Source organism: Paenibacillus albidus (genome assembly GCF_014644435.1).
Lineage (GTDB): Bacteria > Bacillota > Bacilli > Paenibacillales > Paenibacillaceae > Paenibacillus_AQ > Paenibacillus_AQ albidus.
On record NZ_BMKR01000034.1, the window covers coordinates 12,762 to 28,663 of the forward strand.

A 15,902-nucleotide genomic window follows, 5' to 3' on the forward strand; every position below is an offset into this window, starting at 1 on the left:
CTGTTAAATATTGACCTGCTGTACTGCTATATACTTCCCGTAGGATTCTGCGATATCATTCAGCATTACGACCATGGATTCCAGCAGCAATTGTACTTTGGCGGAGGTTCCGGGATCTTCAATGGCGCCTACGGCCCCACTTAGAAATCCGTTCTTCATGGAAGTATCCATGATTACTCCGGTCAAGGTCTCAATCGAATTGACAGTGCCAACCGTTACAGTGGATACACCGGCACAGACGATATCCTCACCGCGTTTCGCATAACCCGCATGCCCTTTTACTTCAAAGCCAACAATAGTACCGAGTTCCAAAGAACGAGTAATCCGGACGTTAATCATTCACGCACCTTCTTACGCTTGAATCTTCTCGATCGTTACTTTTGTGTATGGTTGACGATGACCTTGTTTCTTGTGGTAGTTCTTCTTAGGTTTGTATTTGTAAACTACAACCTTCTGACCTTTACCATGTTTCTCAACCTTGGCTGTTACAGACGCGCCACTTACCAGCGGAGTTCCTGCATTCAAACCGCCTTCAGTGGAAACAGCCAAGACACGGTCAAACGTTACGCTTGCGCCGTCTTCAGCTTCCAGCTTCTCAATGAACAACACGTCGCCCTCTTGGACTTTGTATTGTTTACCGCCAGTTTCGATAATTGCATACATTGTACTTGCACCTCCTCATGTCTCAGACTCGCCTAGTCTAGGTGGCAGATTCTCAAAATAGAAACTGCGCTTGTGTACCCGATCGGAGCGGTTACAGCATGTGCAGGAACAGTTGAACCAAACACATACTTGAAGATATTATCATACTTACCCGCATTAGTCAACGTTAACTCAATCAAGCCAACTCCCGGATTTACCGGTCCCCCCGCAGCACGGACAAAGGCCGGGAGCGAAGCCGGCGGAATCATGCCGGGCCTTCTTGCGGGTCATCTCCAGCAGTCCGAGCCGGGTCCAGCCCAGGATATGCGTTTTGGTGCGGTCAAGCAGGGTGATACTCTCCAGCTTGTCCGTCACCAGCCTGCGGTTCGATTCCTCCTCCATATCTATGAAATCGACAATGATGATCCCTCCGGTGTCCCGCAGCCGGATCAGACGGCCGATCTCTTCAGCGGCCAGCAGATTGGTGCAGGTCACCGTATCTTCCAGGGAAATACCGCCGGTATATTGAGCAGTGTTGACATCAATAACAGTAAGGGCCTCCGTCTGATCCCAGATCAGCGTGGCACCGCCCTCGAGCGTGATTTTGCGGCTGAAGCTCCTGTGCAGTTGTTCCTGGATGTGATAAGCGGTAAAAATAGAATCAGGCCCTTCGTACAGCCCCACCGGCTTGTAGCCTTCAGGCGCCATATCGTTCAGAAAAGCTTCGGCTTCCTGAACCGCCGCAGGAGAGTCAATCACCAGCTCGTCACGCTGCGGATTGAACGCATCCCGGATGAAGCGCTGGACGATGCTGAGATCCTGATGCAGCAAAGCAGGAGCTTCTGCACTTAAGGCCCGTCTTGTAATGTTCTCCCACTGAGCCCGCAGGAAGGCAAGATCGCCTTCTACCGCTTCCGGAGGCTCGTCCTCGGAAACGGTCCGCATAATCAGCCCTTCTTCCTTGCGCCGGAGCCGTTCGCCAATAGCTTTGAGTCGGTTCCGTTCGGCCTCGCGGCCGATTTTCTTGGATACCCCCACATACTCGGCAAATGGCATATAGACCATCCAGCGCCCAGGCAACGTATAATGGGTGGTTACTCTGGCCCCTTTGCCGCCGTGCGGTTCTTTTCTAACCTGAACCATAATCTCCTGACCCGGCTGTAAAAGCGTCTCAATGGAGGGCTTGATCTGCGACTGCTTCTCCAAATGGGGATGAAGCACATCATCTACATATAAAAAAGCATTCTTCTTCTGTCCAATATCAACAAAAGCAGCCTGCATGCCCGGAAGGACATTGATTACCCGGCCTTTATAATAACTTCCAACCAGCCCTTGCTGCTGATCGCGTTCAGCCGCGTATTCCACCAGCCTTCCGTTCTCCAGAAGAGCCATCCGGGTCATGTGCTGCGTGCAGTGAACGATCATTTGTTTCATGGCTTCACCTCTGGTTTCAATCATCCTGGCGTTCTGTCCGCCGCACCCACGTGCATCAAATCTTAAAATAGGAGGCGATGAGCCGCTGCTCCGGAATCGCGGCCACCACGCTGCCGCTGCCGCTTAGCACGTATATCAAATGATATTGATTACGTCTTAATAGACGCAATATCTCGTCCAAAGGTTTCGTTGAATGGGCAACAATCGGCCGCGCCACTGCTCCGGTCCACAGATGCTGCTGGTATACCGTCTCACGATTCATCAGAAAAGCGACGAAACGGTACGGAAGATTCCGCTGATCCGTCAGGTTCGAATACAGCAGAAACGCCCCGATCATCAGCAGGTTCAACCGAACCCCTCCCCCGGCTCCCAGCGGCCACAGGGCATAGGCTGTAACCAGAACACTCGCAGCAATACTTACCCGCCCACTCCATAACATTGTGAAGTAATAGGGCAGCAGCAGGCTCACAGTAGCCTGAAGCACCTTTCCCCCATCCAGCGGAAGAATCGGCAGAAGATTAAACAGCGCAATAATGGCATTCGCCTGAATGAAATAGGTTAAAAAGGCCTCGTTACCCATACCGGTCTGCAGCAGGCCCCATGCAGCAGCAATCATGATTCCATTCTGCAGCGGACCTGCCAGTGCAATTCCGATCTCTCTGGCAGCCGTAAGCTGTCCATGGTCCTCAATAACAGCAACTCCGCCGAACGGCAACAACTGAACGGATCTTACTGTAACTCCGGCCAGCAGCGCTGCGCAGACATGTCCGAATTCGTGAATCAGCACAATAGCAAACAAAGTAAGCAGCTCCAGGAATTGACCGGTCAGCACGGACAAAAGCATCACAATCACAAACAGCGGATGCAGCGACAAGTCAATTCTCCCGATCCTAATCAAACGAAATCACATCAGCCGGATCAATATAGGCCTTGTCATGCATGACTGCGAAAAAGAGTGTAGGCAGCGGAGAATCCTCCTCTGCCAGCATCCACCCCACGGCCTCTCCACTCTGGACCCAATCATCCGCCTTCAGCTTGGTTCCGCTCAAATGGCCGTATTCGGCTGTCATGCTCCCGGTATGCCGGACCGTAATCCGGATTCCGCCCTGCAGCTCCCTGGATACTGACAGCACACGTCCCACATCTACACTTTTCACCGTGACACTGCCGCTTGAATCGGTTACGGGCATGATTTCCACCCCTTTCAGGGTGGCCGCAAAAGACTGGACAATGCTCCCGGCTACCGGGGCACCAAGCTCATGTGGGGCTGCCACCTTTTCAGCAGGCTCTTCTTTGTCGCCAAATATTGGGATAAACGCAGGTGCTCCGTTAAAATGTTCTTCATACCATACCCTTGCCGCCTCAAAATCCATATCCTTGTTCAAAGCTTCCATGACAAAAGCCTGTACTTTCAGCGACCAGGGCTGCTGGATTGCAAAAACTCCCCACACCGCTGCAAACACCAAAATGCTGGCCACTGTACGCTGGATGAAGCCGGACAACAAACTTGGCCGGTTCCCTCCGCCATACTCTTCCCAACCTCCACGCTGCTTTTTCCACATCACTTCGGGGTCCGGTTCGGGAGAAGACGGCTGACCCTGCCTGTGGCCTGTCCCCCATTCTATAAAAGCTTCAGGCTTCTCCGTCCCGGGCGTTGCCGGGAGCGGAGAAACCTCGGAGTTGTCCACGACCTCCTGCAGCAGCAAACTGCGGATGCGCTCCTTGCGGCGGCCTCTGATATCTGATTTTCGCTCCATAGTGATCCCTCCGGCGGGCTTGTTTTACTTCCATTTTATGAACAGCGGAAGCTGCTTTAGAACAAGCCTCGGCAAAAGGCGGAGCTTCTCCCCCGGAATAAACAGAACTCCGCCCGTAGATTTCTCTATTGGCGGAGTCACTTATACAGCAATATGAGGAGTACCCAGACTAACCCATACCAAAAAATTTCTTAAGCTTCGAGAATGCACCCGGTTTCCGGTCCAGCTGCATCAGCGGAACCGCATCACCAAGAATACGGCGGGCAATATTCCGGTAGGCAATGGCTGCGGCCGAATCCGGATTCATAACCGTAGGTTCGCCGCTGTTGGCGGCCTTGATGACCAGTTCATCATCCGGAACAATGCCGATAAGATCAATATTAAGCACCTGCAGAATATCCTCAATATCAAGCATATCCCCGGACTTCACCAAACCCGGACGTATCCGGTTGACCACCAGCTTCGGCGATTCCACATGCGATTGCTCCAACAGACCAATGATGCGGTCCGCATCCCGTACCGCAGCGTGTTCGGGCGTCGTCACAACGATGGCCTTGTCCGCGCCGGAGATCGCATTACGGAAACCATGCTCAATCCCTGCCGGACAATCGATCAGAATATATTCATATTCTTTTTTGAGTTCAAGAATAATATCTCTTACCTGCTCAGGGGTCACCGAGGTCTTGTCCTTGGTCTGTGCCGCAGGAAGCATGTACAGCTCATCAAACCGCTTATCCTTGACAAGCGCCTGATTCAGACGGCATCTGCCCTCAGCCACATCCACAAGATCATAAATAATGCGATTCTCCAGCCCCATAACTACATCCAGATTACGCAGTCCAATATCGGTATCGACCAGACATACTTTTTTGCCCTGCAAGGCAAGTGCGGTTCCAATATTGGCTGTTGTGGTTGTTTTGCCAACTCCGCCTTTGCCCGAGGTAACGACTATCGCTTCTCCCATGGAGGCTACACCCCTTTAAACACATTTAAACCCTGACGTAATTTGACTATATTATGAATTTTATCAATCTGCATAGCCCCGTTCGTTAAATAGGCAAACTCCATGCTGCTCTCACGGGTTCCCCACTCATCGGGAGGCCGGCTGATAATATCAGCGATACGCAATTGGGTCGGAGACAGCAGCGAAGCCGCGATAATCGCTTCCTCATTCCCTTCTACCCCGGCATGGGCCATCCCTCTAAGGGCACCCAGAATGTAGATGTCACCTGAGCAGGTAATGGTCCCTCCAGGGTTCACATCGCCCAGAAACAGCAGATTGCCCTGGTGATGCAGCACTTGTCCGGAACGCAGCATACCGCTCATCAGAAATAATGCCTCGTCGTTCTCCTTGCTTCCCGGAGCTTCCAGCGCATCTATAGAACGAATCAGCAGATTGCCCTGACTCTTAAGAATCTCCAGCACAGCCTCTTTGTCTTCCTCAGTTACAATACGGCTGCCGAGCTTGATATCCACATGCACAATCGGTCCGGTCAAAATATTTTGATGGCTGTGCTCCAGCTTATAGCGGAGCTCGCTCAGAAGATCCTCAAAAGGACACTTGTCGTCTAGCAGGAAAACGAGGCCGTCTTTGATGCCCTTAATCCTTACATGCTTGGATTTCACTGTCATATGCCCTGTCCCCCTATCCTCATTCATTCGTGCCGAACCCCTCAAGTTCCTGCTTGGCGGGAAGAAAATCCCGAAGAATCACGCATTGTCTTCCTTAAGCGTCTCTTTCTTCAGATATTCAAGCTGGCGCCGAAGCGGAACGTACAGGAGTAAAGCCATGGCAAAGTGAAAGAGCATGGTAGGCAGCATATGATACATAATCGCCCAGCTGTAGGGCTGTTGGTTCAGGTTGAATACGTTGTAGATTCCGAACAGCATACTGTCCGCCAGCAGGCTGCCAAGCAGCACTACACTCAGCATCATAGGCAGCGGGGCGCGCGGGATTTGAAAAACCAGGCCGATGAGGTAAGCAGACAGCCCCATTGTAAAGGAATGCGCCCCCAGAATCCGCCCGTAAAAAATAACATCATGCAGCATCCCGAAGGTTAATCCAAGCACCAGGGCAGTATGGCGGTGATGATAAACCGTAACGAATAAGATAACTATAAAGACCAGGTTAGGAACAATTCGTGTCTGCCAGGCATCCGGGATTATCCACGGAAGAATGGTAGTTTCCAGAATAGACAGGAGGAACAGCAGCAGAATAAGGATGGATCTGCGCATTTTCACTATTCAACACGCTCCTCCGTATACACAACGATCAGTTCTTTCCAGTCCTCAAACTCTGCTGCCGGAGTGATGACGGCGGAAGAGGTCAGGCCAAATTCCCCTACATCCACACTGTCAACCTTGCCGATAACCAGCCCGCGCGGGTACAAACCGCCGATACCGGAAGAAATAATTTCGTCTCCGGGCTTGATTGGGTCCCCTGGCGGAATTCTGTTCATGATAAGTTTCTTGGTCTCCGGATCATATCTTTCAATCATGCCGAATGTTGAATTCACTTTCTCAATGGCCGTGGCTGCAATCGCAGGCTGCGAATTTGGATCATTCACATCCATCATAGTCATCAGCTTCACCGTCGAGGTGAAATTGCTTACCTGGCTGACAACCCCTACCAGCCCCTTGTCGGAGATGACAGACATGTTCAGCTTGACCCCATCCTTGGAACCGAGATTAATCACCAGCGTACTGTTGCCGGGCTCTGTGGTGATGCCAAGCACCTGGGCCACATGATATTCGTATTTGTACATATTTTCTTGAGCTTTCGTGAACTTGTTCAGCTTCTCCAGCCGCACGTTCTCGGACTCAATGAAGTTGTATTGTGCTTTATCACGGGCATATTGTGCCGCCAGAATCTTCAGCCGCTCATTTTCCTGGGCCAAATCCTTCAGGTTTCCAATATCTTCAAAGAAGCCCGCTATATATCCAGCGGGCTTGTAGAACAAATTTTGCACGAAACCGGTCGTGTCGCGGAGAAAATTCTCCGGCCAGGTCAACGCTTTGCGAGGGCCCAGGCTGAATCCCATCAAGACAATGAACATAACCAATGTAATCAACAAAATAAACAGACGTTTATTGTTAAACATCTTAAACAGTTTCAACACCCTCTAACAAACGTATTTCTCCCATGACAGGGGTTGACGTTCACAACACATTCCGTTCTATCGCTTGGAGCGAAGACTTGTGCTGCTGCGGCTCTTGAACAAATGTATGTTCTCCAATGCCTTGCCAGTACCAATCGCTACGCAGTCCAGCGGATTCTCGGCGACAATAACCGGCATTCCCGTCTCGCGAGCAAGCAGCTTGTCCAGGTTGCGCAGCAGGGCGCCCCCACCCGTCAAAACAATACCGCGGTCCATGATGTCGGCGGCAAGCTCCGGCGGACATTTCTCCAAAGTCACTTTGACGGCTTCAACAATGGCATTCACCGTATCGGACAATGCTTCACAAATTTCATCGGAAGTAATCGTTAATGTCTTGGGCAATCCGGTCACTAGATCGCGGCCGCGGATCTCCATGGTTTCAGCTTTTTCCAGCGGCAGGGCAGAACCCACATCCATCTTGAGCTGCTCCGAGGTGCGTTCACCAATCATCAGATTGTACTGGCGTTTGATGTACTGGATGATGGACTCATCGGCATCATCACCAGCCACACGGACGGAACGGCTGGTCACAATCCCGCCGAGCGAGATCACAGCTACTTCCGTTGTTCCTCCGCCAATATCCACAACCATACTGCCGGTTGGCTCCCATACCGGAAGATCGGCACCGATGGCGGCGGCAAAAGGTTCTTCGATAATATAGGCTTCCCGCGCTCCGGCCTGCTTCGTAGCATCTTCCACTGCGCGTTGTTCTACAGCCGTGATGCCGGAAGGAACGCATACCATGACATTCGGATGACGCTGGAACATCGAACGCTGCTTCTGGGCCTGGCGGATAAAGTATTTAATCATCGTAGCCGTTGTATCAAAATCGGCAATAACCCCATCCTTCATCGGACGAATGGCACGGATGTTGCCCGGTGTGCGGCCGATCATTTTTTTGGCGGATTCGCCTACGGCTTCAATGGTCTTGGTATCTGTATTAATGGCCACCACGGAAGGTTCTCTGACTACAATCCCCTTGCCGCGAACATAGACAAGCGTATTCGCTGTCCCCAGGTCAATCCCTAAATCTTTCGTAAAACCACCTAACATGCTGTATTCTCCTTTTCCTAGTGAATCTGTACGATTATATTACATGTATCCCTTTTCTTTCAAACTTACAAAACTGCTATCACCGATAATGAGATGATCCAGAACATCAATGCCGACGATTTCGCCTGCCTGCTGCAGCCGTTTCGTCAGTGCGATATCTTCCGGACTTGGTGTAGGATCACCGCTCGGATGATTGTGTGCGCATATAATGGATGCACTGCTGCATTTGATGGCTGCCCGGAATACCTCACGCGGATGCACGATCGAAGCGTTAAGACTGCCCATGGACAACGTCTCCTGTGCCAGCACATGATTCTTCGTATTCAGGAACAAACACACAAAATGCTCCTTCTGCAAATACCGCAGCTGCTCGGTCAGAATCTCCGCCGCGTCCTGTGGACTGCGGATGGTCACCGGCTCGTTTAGCCTGGAATTCGCCATCCGTCTCCCCAGCTCTATGCCTGCTTTCAGTTGCACCGCCTTGGCAGGGCCGATGCCTTTGATTCCTGTCAATTCTTCGATGCTAAGGTCCGCCAGCCCGCGGAGGCTGCCTATCTGCTTCAGCATCCGTTGTGCAATATGAATAGCCGATTCACGGCGTGTTCCCGTACGCAGTAATATAGCCAGCAGCTCCGCTTGACTTAATGATTCCGCCCCATAATGCATCATGCGCTCTCGTGGTCGTTCTTCATGGGGGAGGTCCCGCAGCATAAACGTTTGCGACTCCATCCCTATCCCTCTTTCCTACTCTGCCTGCAAGTTCAATACGGAAATTCCGTAACCGGACAACATGCCGCCAAGCAGTGACAACGGCAGGCCAACTACGTTAAAATAACAGCCCTCGATATGGTCCACGAGTGTAGCGCCAAGCCCTTGTATCGCATAGGAGCCGGCCTTGTCAGCAGGCTCCCCGGTAGCTATGTAAGCCGCGATTTCGACATCGTTCATCGCTCGCATGGTTACGGAGGTCACCCGGTGATCCACTGACGTTCTGCCATCCTGCAGCCCGATACATGCCACTCCGGTGTATACCTTGTGGGTACGGCCTTGCAGAGCGGCGAGCATGGTCTTGCTGTCCAGCTCGTCCACCGGCTTGCCGAGCACCTTATCGTCCAGTACGACAATCGTGTCGCTGCCAACGATAACCGCATCCCGTTCACCGGCAGCGGCTCTGACAGCCTCTGCCTTGCGTAAAGCCAGGTTGCGTACAATCTCTGCCGGAGTCCACTCCGGCGGAGTACTCTCGTCGGCATCGCTGGCGATAACCTCAAACGGCAAGCCGAGGAGTGATAACAGCTCCCGGCGGCGCGGCGAACCCGAGGCGAGGATAATGAGGCGCGAATTGTAATCGTCCACGTTACAAACGTCCCTTCCCTAACAGTAACGAAAGTTACAGTCTGCGGTACAGCCATACAGCTGTAATAATACCGGCAAGACTAAGCATACACAGTTTCAGTTCAATAGTGATGTCGTAAGTAATGATGTCCAAATCGGCTTGCGGCGACCATTTAAGCATGGTCGATTTCGTAAGAAAAGACAGTCCTTTTACAGGCTCCAGCAGCTTGGCAATCCACGCTCCCGCCAGCCAACCCAGAATTAGAAATAACAGCAATGTACCTACATTTTTCTTCTTCATGTCCGTCTTCCCTCGCCATTTTTTGACACCCTAATTATTATACGGGGAAACGGGGTGCAATACAAACGCAAAATCTGCTTCGGAAATGATTACCAGCCGTAAACAGTAAAAGCGGCAAGCTCTCCGTAACGGAAGCTTGCCGCCTTCTACCTGGATGATGCCCCCGCTTTCGGTCAATTCAGAACAGAGAGCAGCTGTTTCTGGCCGGTCAGGAAGCTCATCATCGACGACTGCACTTCCCACAGCAATGCGTCCACTTTATTCTTGCTGTATTCCTCCATAGCCGAGATGCCCTGGCTCATGGATTTCTCCAGCTGCGCGCAGATCTCTTTGGCCTCCGGCGTTACCCCCTGCTCCAGGGTTTTGGCCGCTTCCTTCCACTGCATATGGAGATCGCTTACAGCCGAACGATCCAGAGCGGTGCCCGGCCCCCCCATGCTCAGCCAGGAGGCTGAAAGGCCGCTCAGCTTGCCGAGCAATTGACCGCTGACCGCGAAATAATGGTTCACCGCTTCCCCTTGCCCATTGTACGCAAGCTGTTCCACAGAGGGCAGCGCCACCTCCCTCACATACAGTTCAATACCCTGGCTCTTCAGGTTGTTGCTTAACAGCTTGGCCGCCTCACGATCCGGTGAAATACCGGCATATACCCGATTGCCGTCTGCAGGGTCCAGTCCGGCGGCCAGCCCCTCTGCCAGCAGCTCCTGCCGGGCCTGCTCTGCCCCTGCGGGTGCGCTGAACACGCCGTACTGCAGCAGATAGTAGCTTTGGGAAGCCACCTGAACCGGGATCGGCTTCACTCCCGCCGGTTCCGTACCGGTGATCGGCAGGCCGGATGTCCCTGTTCCGGCCTGGCCTTCGGCATTGCCGCTATTCAGGTTCTGAACCGCGGCTGTGTCCGTCACGCCTGTCCCCGCAGGGCTCCCCGCCCCTCCTCCTTCAAAAAAAGACAACGCCGCGTAGCCAAGCAATATTCCCGTGCCCAAAGCACCGGCTACAGAAAGTGCAAATTTCCACCAGTAGGAAGGACGGCGGGAATGATAGGAGCCGCCGTACTCCTCTTCGGAGCGGAGTCCAGACCCGTATGATTCCTGTATCAGATACGGCTCCTCTTGAGGCAGCAGCCGGTTATCCCCTTCTTCCTCATCATTTCCTGCCGGCCGCCGGGGGCGGCCGGAGTCCCTCCACAGATCAGGCGTAACCTCGGACCTGAAGAACGATATACCGGGAGAGGCCGCTTCCCTGTCCGGCTGGTCCCACCCCCGGCCTCCCGGGTCTTCCCGCTCCTCGTCATAGCCGTAGAACTCGGCCTCCAGCGGTTCTCTATAGACAGGCTGCAGTCCCGCTCCATCATTCCCCTTATGCTCCAGTGCCCCGGATTGCGGCCACAGATCGGCGGCTTCATAGTCCTGCGCCGCAGCCGCTCCATGGTCTGCCCGGCGTTTCTCCATTTCTGACGGCGATTTATCCTTGTCCACGTCAAAGCGGAATGTCATTCTCCCGTTATTCAATTCGCACACCTCACCTTGTCTAATCTATAAGCCAATATATGATAGACAAGAGAGAGCTATGCTATTTTTAAGAATTACTGATTATTTCCGGGCAAATCTTCCCGAATTAGTTTACATATCGTGTGACTTTTATATACTATAGAACAAGAACTGAGAGAATCGCGGTTCACTTTTACGATAGAGGAGGGCTTCTTCTGCCACAGATTATTCAAGCAGCCATTGTAGGCTATGGAAACTTAGGAAAAGGTGTACGCAAAGCAATCGCCCAAAACGCGGATATTGAACTGGTTGCGATATTTACCCGCAGAGAGCCTGATCAGGTGGAGGCCGGGGATACCGGTGTCAAATTCGAGCATATTTCTGCCATTGAGCAATATAAAGGCAAGGTGGATGTCATGATTCTCTGCGGAGGTTCGGCTACGGATCTTCCGGAGCAAACGCCGGCCATCGCCAAGCTTTTCCACACCGTGGACAGCTTTGATACCCATGCCAAGATCCCCGAATTCTTCGATACGGTTGATGCCGCAGCCAAGCAGGGCGGAACACTTAGCGTCATCTCAACGGGCTGGGACCCTGGCTTGTTCTCGATGAACCGTCTGCTGGCTGAATCCATTCTGCCAGAGGGCAAAGAATATACATTCTGGGGAAAGGGCGTCAGCCAAGGCCATTCCGATGCCATCCGCCGTGTGGATGGAGTAAAAGCCGGTGTTCAATACACCGTTCCCGTGCAGGATGTAATTGATGCCATCCGCGCCGGTGAAACGCCGGAGCTGTCTACCCGGGAGAAACATCTCCGGGAATGTTATGTTGTCGCCGAAGAAGGCGCGGATCAGGACCGCATCCGCGAAGAAATCGTGAATATGCCCAACTATTTTGCGGACTATGATACCACCGTTACTTTTATCACCGAAGAAGAACTGTCTGCACAACATAGCGGCATTCCGCATGGGGGCTTTGTCATCCGCAGCGGAATCACCGGGGAAGGCACCAAACAGCTGATCGAATTCGGTCTGAAGCTGGAGAGCAACCCGGAATTTACTGCCAGCGTCCTGGTCGCTTACGCCAGAGCAGCTTATCGGTTGGGCAGCCAGGGACAAAGCGGTGCAAGAACCGTGTTCGACATCCCGCTGGGACTGTTGTCCCCGCATTCGCCGGAAGAACTGCGCCGCAACCTGCTGTAATTCCGTTTACCCTTGAACCTGATATAACCCGCATGAGGATCTCTACGGAAATCCTCTGCGGGTTGTTTGGGTAGGAGAGACACCTGTCACATGTCAGAAGGTTACCGCTTCTTCAAGCAAACGGAACACTTTGTCCCTGACGCTGCCCGACTCATAATACTTCAGCAGAGTGTCATAGGCCCGCTGCGAGAGGATGGAGCCCAGCTCGGGTTCTTGCAGCAGCGCCAGCGAATAATCAGCGATATCGGTTGCAGTACGGGCCAGCAGGATATTGCGGTTATGCTCGCAGACCAGCCCTTCGGAGCCTTTGAAGCTGGTTATGACCGGTGTCCTTAGTCCCCAGGCTTCCAGGATTCTTACCGGTGCTCCGCAGCCCTCAAGCAAGGGGGCAATTACCGCCTTGGCCCGGCCGATAATAGAGGCAGCCTGCTCCATATCCCAAACTATGGTTACGGAGTCCTCCTCCTTAACCAGCCGTTCAAGCTCCGGATGGACTGCAGCGCTCAGCAGCCAGCACTTGACATCCGGGACCCGGGCCTTGATCAGCGGATAACTCTTGTGGAAAAATACAACCGCTGCATTTTTCCCCTGGACCGTTGCCAAATCCAAGTAAAGCACTATTTGATTCTCCTTTTGTACACAACTTTGCCGGGGGTACTGGCTGAGGTCAAGGAAATCAGGGACCACATGTACCTTGCCGGCATCTGCAAAGGACATGGCTTTGTAGCCAAGCGCAGCCCACTCCGAATGGGCCAGAAGCAGTCCCGTCTTGCGCAATAATCTCCGTTCCTCCCCACGCACCATCGCCTCACTCAGCCGGTGATACGGCCTGCCAAGCCCTCGCTTCCTCGATACCTTCATTGAAACCGGGACGCCCTGTGCCCGGTATCCGTCCATAATCAGAACTGCTTCCGGCAGGCATTGCCGGACCACATTCATACAGCTCTCTGCCAAACTACGGGCAATGAATACATGACTATACGAGATATTTGCGCAAAGCTTCTTAAGCAGATCACTCAGCTCTTTATCTGCCTTGCCCACATAGGAATCATTAGGCAGCTTGTAGAGGGATCGCAGCATCGTCCGCCCCGGAGCGCCCTTTCGTTTCACGCTGTGCACAGTAAGCGCACTATTTTCAGACCATCCGCACTGGGCCCCAAGCTCTCCATAAAAGATCAGATCCACTTCATATTTCTGCAATAGAATCCCCAGCATCTTTGCGCTTCTGCTTCGGCCTTCAGATCCTTCTGCCGGATCCTTTCCGGCTGTCAGGAATAGTATTTTTTTCAGCATTACTTTAGCTCCTTGACTTTTAAATAATCATGCAAATCCACAATAAATACGAATTAACAAGACTTTAGTCTCAGAACAATAGTAGCCTGTTTTTCGCAAAAGCGTTGTCGATTTATGGGGTAAAAAATGTTATATTCTCACTTGTCCCAACAATATTCATAATTTCACCGCCGCCCATCCCGTTCCCTCTTGCTTCTTACAACACAATTCCTGCCTTGCCGTTTGGCCTGATAAAGTGCGTCATCGCTTAATTTGTAGAGGGTATTCAGGGGAGTTCCGTCTCCGGGATCAACCATAATGATTCCGATACTGACGGTATAATGCAGCGGTGCACCGTAAATTTCAGCCCCTAAAGTGGCGGTACGCAGCCGTTCCGCCACCTCGCCGCAGCGCCACAATCTCCAGACAGCCGCCGGCCAGTAACAGGGCGTTGCACAGCGGAACAATCAGAATATGGGGAATATAGTCCCATAGCAACATCAGCGTCCAAAACAGAAGCTGCAGCCACTTCGAGAGGATAAATAACGCAGAGGCCCGTGTCTTGGCTTCCCGATGTACGATAAGCTGAAATCAAACATACGGTGAACAGATTTCCTAAGACAAACATCAAGAGCAGTGTTTTGATATCAAGCTGAAAATCCATACATGCACCACCATATATATCATTAGGAATTAGATTTATCTTTCAGGCAGATCAGGACCTTATGCCTTTATCGGCAAAACCCGGAGTTCATTTCAGCTTTGTATCGAATAAAAAGACCCGAAAACATCAAAAAACCCCCTCCGACATTCCAGCCGCCGGACCCGCTAGGGGGCACGGCTGAAATCAGAGGGGGCTGCCAAAAAGGTTGAATTACCGCTGCTTCAAAATGTCTGCCAGCGCATAACCAACCTTCCAGATGTCGCCTGCGCCCATTGTAATGACCAGATCACCGGGCGCAATCCGGTTCTGCAGGTCGGCGAGTACATCTTCCTTCGCAGGCAAATGTCTTGCACCTGCGTTGCTGTTCTGTACAATCAGCTCCACCAGCTTTGCGGAAGTGACGCCTTCTATCTGTTTCTCCCCGGCCGGGGAGTAGATATCGGTAATAATGACCTCGTCGGCTTCGCTAAATGCACGGCTGAATGCGTCCAGCAAGAAGAAAGTGCGCGTGTAACGCTGGGGCTGGAACACGGCAATAATCCGTTTGCCGGTTGCCTTGGCTGCGCTTATGGTAGCCCGAATTTCGGTAGGGTGATGTGCATAATCGTCAATGACGAGAATATCGTTGACCTCACCCAGCACCTGGAACCGGCGTTTGGCCCCGTGAAACTTCACGATGGAGGCAGAGATCTCCTCAAACGGGATCCCGGCTTTCAGACAGGCAATAACGGCAGCCATCGAATTGTAAAGATTGTATTGTCCGGGAACCGACAATTCGATGCGGCCCAGCACTTCGCCGTATCCGTTCATGGTATACGAAACCTGGCGGTCACCGAGCACAATATCAGTGGCCGTGTAGTCTGCGTTCGGAGACTTGATGCCGTAGGTGGTGACCTTTCCGGTCACCTCAGGCAGCAGAGAAATAACGTTCTCGTCGTCGCAGCATACTATATTCGTACCATCTTCACGCAGCTGATTCATGAACTGCACATAAGCCGCCTTCAGACGGTTAAAATCGCCGCCATAATTCTCCAGATGATCCGCTTCAATATTCGTCACAATGCCCAGCCACGGGTGATATTGCAGAAAAGAGCCGTCGCTCTCGTCGGCTTCCGCCACCACAAACTCGCCTTGTCCCGCCTTGGCATTGGTGCCGACATTCATAATCTCTCCGCCAATGATATAAGTAGGGTCCACACCGCAATCTTCCATCACCAGAGCGATCATCGACGATGTGGTTGTTTTGCCATGCGCCCCGGCGATGGCCACCCCTTTGCGTTCATTGAGCAGCCGGGCCAGCATCTGCGAGCGGTGCAGAATCGGAATTTTGAGCCGCTCTGCTTCCACCCACTCCACATTGTCAGCAGCCAGAGCCGTAGAGTACACGACCAGGTCCGCGCCTTTCACTTGTTCCGCCGTATGCCCGATATAGACCTTGGCACCTTTGGCAATCAATTTCTCGGTCAATTCCTGAGCTGCCACATCGGAGCCCGTAACCGTAAATCCCATCTCCAGCATTACCCGGGCAATCGCGCTCATTCCGTAGCCGCCGATCCCTATAAAATGCACACGTTCAGTAGTATCCAACAGTTCG

General features: G+C 52.4%; 19 protein-coding genes and 1 other annotated feature. Of the genes, 1 reads left to right on the forward strand and 18 read right to left on the reverse strand.

Annotated elements, in window-relative coordinates; genetic code table 11:
* Window positions 1-3: 3 nt before the first annotated feature.
* From IEY53_RS26690 to IEY53_RS26755, 14 genes are all read right to left on the reverse strand, one after another.
* A complete protein-coding gene (locus IEY53_RS26690; RefSeq protein ID WP_189030433.1) occupies window positions 4-339 on the reverse strand; it encodes a ribosomal-processing cysteine protease Prp in 336 nt (111 codons plus the stop codon).
* Between the two features lie 12 nt (window positions 340-351).
* Window positions 352-663 (reverse strand): 50S ribosomal protein L21, encoded by a 312-nt coding sequence (rplU, locus tag IEY53_RS26695; protein ID WP_189030434.1) that lies wholly within the window; start codon window positions 661-663, stop codon window positions 352-354.
* Between the two features lie 14 nt (window positions 664-677).
* Window positions 678-766 (reverse strand) — a sequence feature (ribosomal protein L21 leader region).
* 68 nt (window positions 767-834) lie between these two features.
* Window positions 835-2,076 carry an Rne/Rng family ribonuclease gene (locus tag IEY53_RS26700; protein ID WP_189030524.1) on the reverse strand — a complete coding sequence of 414 codons (1,242 nt, stop codon included), beginning with the start codon at window positions 2,074-2,076 and terminating at the stop codon, window positions 835-837.
* Between the two features lie 55 nt (window positions 2,077-2,131).
* Window positions 2,132-2,974, reverse strand: a complete 843-nt coding sequence (locus IEY53_RS26705; RefSeq protein WP_189030437.1) for a M50 family metallopeptidase — start codon at window positions 2,972-2,974, stop codon at window positions 2,132-2,134.
* On the reverse strand, window positions 2,967-3,833 hold the full coding sequence (locus IEY53_RS26710) for a M23 family metallopeptidase (RefSeq protein WP_189030438.1): 867 nt from the start codon (window positions 3,831-3,833) through the stop codon (window positions 2,967-2,969). Before IEY53_RS26710 ends, IEY53_RS26705 begins: the two co-directional genes overlap by 8 nt.
* Before the next feature lie 169 nt (window positions 3,834-4,002).
* Window positions 4,003-4,797, reverse strand: coding sequence for a septum site-determining protein MinD (gene minD / locus IEY53_RS26715; protein ID WP_189030440.1), 795 nt, complete (start codon window positions 4,795-4,797; stop codon window positions 4,003-4,005).
* A 5-nt stretch (window positions 4,798-4,802) separates the two neighbouring features.
* A complete protein-coding gene (minC, locus tag IEY53_RS26720; protein ID WP_189030442.1) occupies window positions 4,803-5,465 on the reverse strand; it encodes a septum site-determining protein MinC in 663 nt (220 codons plus the stop codon).
* A gap of 78 nt (window positions 5,466-5,543) precedes the next feature.
* Window positions 5,544-6,074 (reverse strand): rod shape-determining protein MreD, encoded by a 531-nt coding sequence (gene mreD, locus IEY53_RS26725; protein WP_189030443.1) that lies wholly within the window; start codon window positions 6,072-6,074, stop codon window positions 5,544-5,546.
* On the reverse strand, window positions 6,074-6,952 hold the full coding sequence (mreC, locus tag IEY53_RS26730) for a rod shape-determining protein MreC (protein ID WP_189030444.1): 879 nt from the start codon (window positions 6,950-6,952) through the stop codon (window positions 6,074-6,076). Before mreC ends, mreD begins: the two co-directional genes overlap by 1 nt.
* Before the next feature lie 57 nt (window positions 6,953-7,009).
* On the reverse strand, window positions 7,010-8,044 hold the full coding sequence (locus IEY53_RS26735) for a rod shape-determining protein (protein ID WP_189030445.1): 1,035 nt from the start codon (window positions 8,042-8,044) through the stop codon (window positions 7,010-7,012).
* 39 nt (window positions 8,045-8,083) lie between these two features.
* Complete coding sequence (radC, locus tag IEY53_RS26740) at window positions 8,084-8,773, reverse strand: RadC family protein (protein WP_189030446.1); 690 nt, start codon at window positions 8,771-8,773, stop codon at window positions 8,084-8,086.
* 15 nt (window positions 8,774-8,788) lie between these two features.
* Complete coding sequence (locus tag IEY53_RS26745) at window positions 8,789-9,400, reverse strand: Maf family protein (RefSeq protein ID WP_189030447.1); 612 nt, start codon at window positions 9,398-9,400, stop codon at window positions 8,789-8,791.
* A gap of 34 nt (window positions 9,401-9,434) precedes the next feature.
* The gene (locus tag IEY53_RS26750; RefSeq protein ID WP_189030448.1) at window positions 9,435-9,680 is read right to left on the reverse strand and encodes a DUF4321 domain-containing protein; all 246 of its coding nucleotides are present in this window, start codon (window positions 9,678-9,680) and stop codon (window positions 9,435-9,437) included.
* Window positions 9,681-9,853: 173 nt separating this feature from the next.
* A complete protein-coding gene (locus tag IEY53_RS26755) occupies window positions 9,854-11,191 on the reverse strand; it encodes an SPOR domain-containing protein (RefSeq protein WP_189030449.1) in 1,338 nt (445 codons plus the stop codon).
* 203 nt (window positions 11,192-11,394) lie between these two features.
* Between IEY53_RS26755 and IEY53_RS26760 the strand changes: the two genes are divergently transcribed.
* Window positions 11,395-12,372, forward strand: a complete 978-nt coding sequence (locus IEY53_RS26760) for a diaminopimelate dehydrogenase (protein ID WP_373293942.1) — start codon at window positions 11,395-11,397, stop codon at window positions 12,370-12,372.
* 93 nt (window positions 12,373-12,465) lie between these two features.
* Here IEY53_RS26760 and IEY53_RS26765 read toward each other — a convergent pair whose 3' ends face one another.
* The 4 genes from IEY53_RS26765 to murC form a co-directional block, all read right to left on the reverse strand.
* Complete coding sequence (locus IEY53_RS26765; RefSeq protein WP_189030450.1) at window positions 12,466-13,665, reverse strand: glycosyltransferase; 1,200 nt, start codon at window positions 13,663-13,665, stop codon at window positions 12,466-12,468.
* 164 nt (window positions 13,666-13,829) lie between these two features.
* A complete protein-coding gene (locus IEY53_RS26770; RefSeq protein ID WP_189030452.1) occupies window positions 13,830-14,045 on the reverse strand; it encodes a GGDEF domain-containing protein in 216 nt (71 codons plus the stop codon).
* Window positions 14,008-14,145 (reverse strand): hypothetical protein, encoded by a 138-nt coding sequence (locus IEY53_RS26775; RefSeq protein WP_189030454.1) that lies wholly within the window; start codon window positions 14,143-14,145, stop codon window positions 14,008-14,010. The genes IEY53_RS26770 and IEY53_RS26775 overlap by 38 nt, the downstream gene beginning before the upstream one ends.
* Before the next feature lie 373 nt (window positions 14,146-14,518).
* The gene (gene murC / locus IEY53_RS26780) at window positions 14,519-15,895 is read right to left on the reverse strand and encodes a UDP-N-acetylmuramate--L-alanine ligase (RefSeq protein ID WP_189030456.1); all 1,377 of its coding nucleotides are present in this window, start codon (window positions 15,893-15,895) and stop codon (window positions 14,519-14,521) included.
* Window positions 15,896-15,902: the final 7 nt, after the last annotated feature.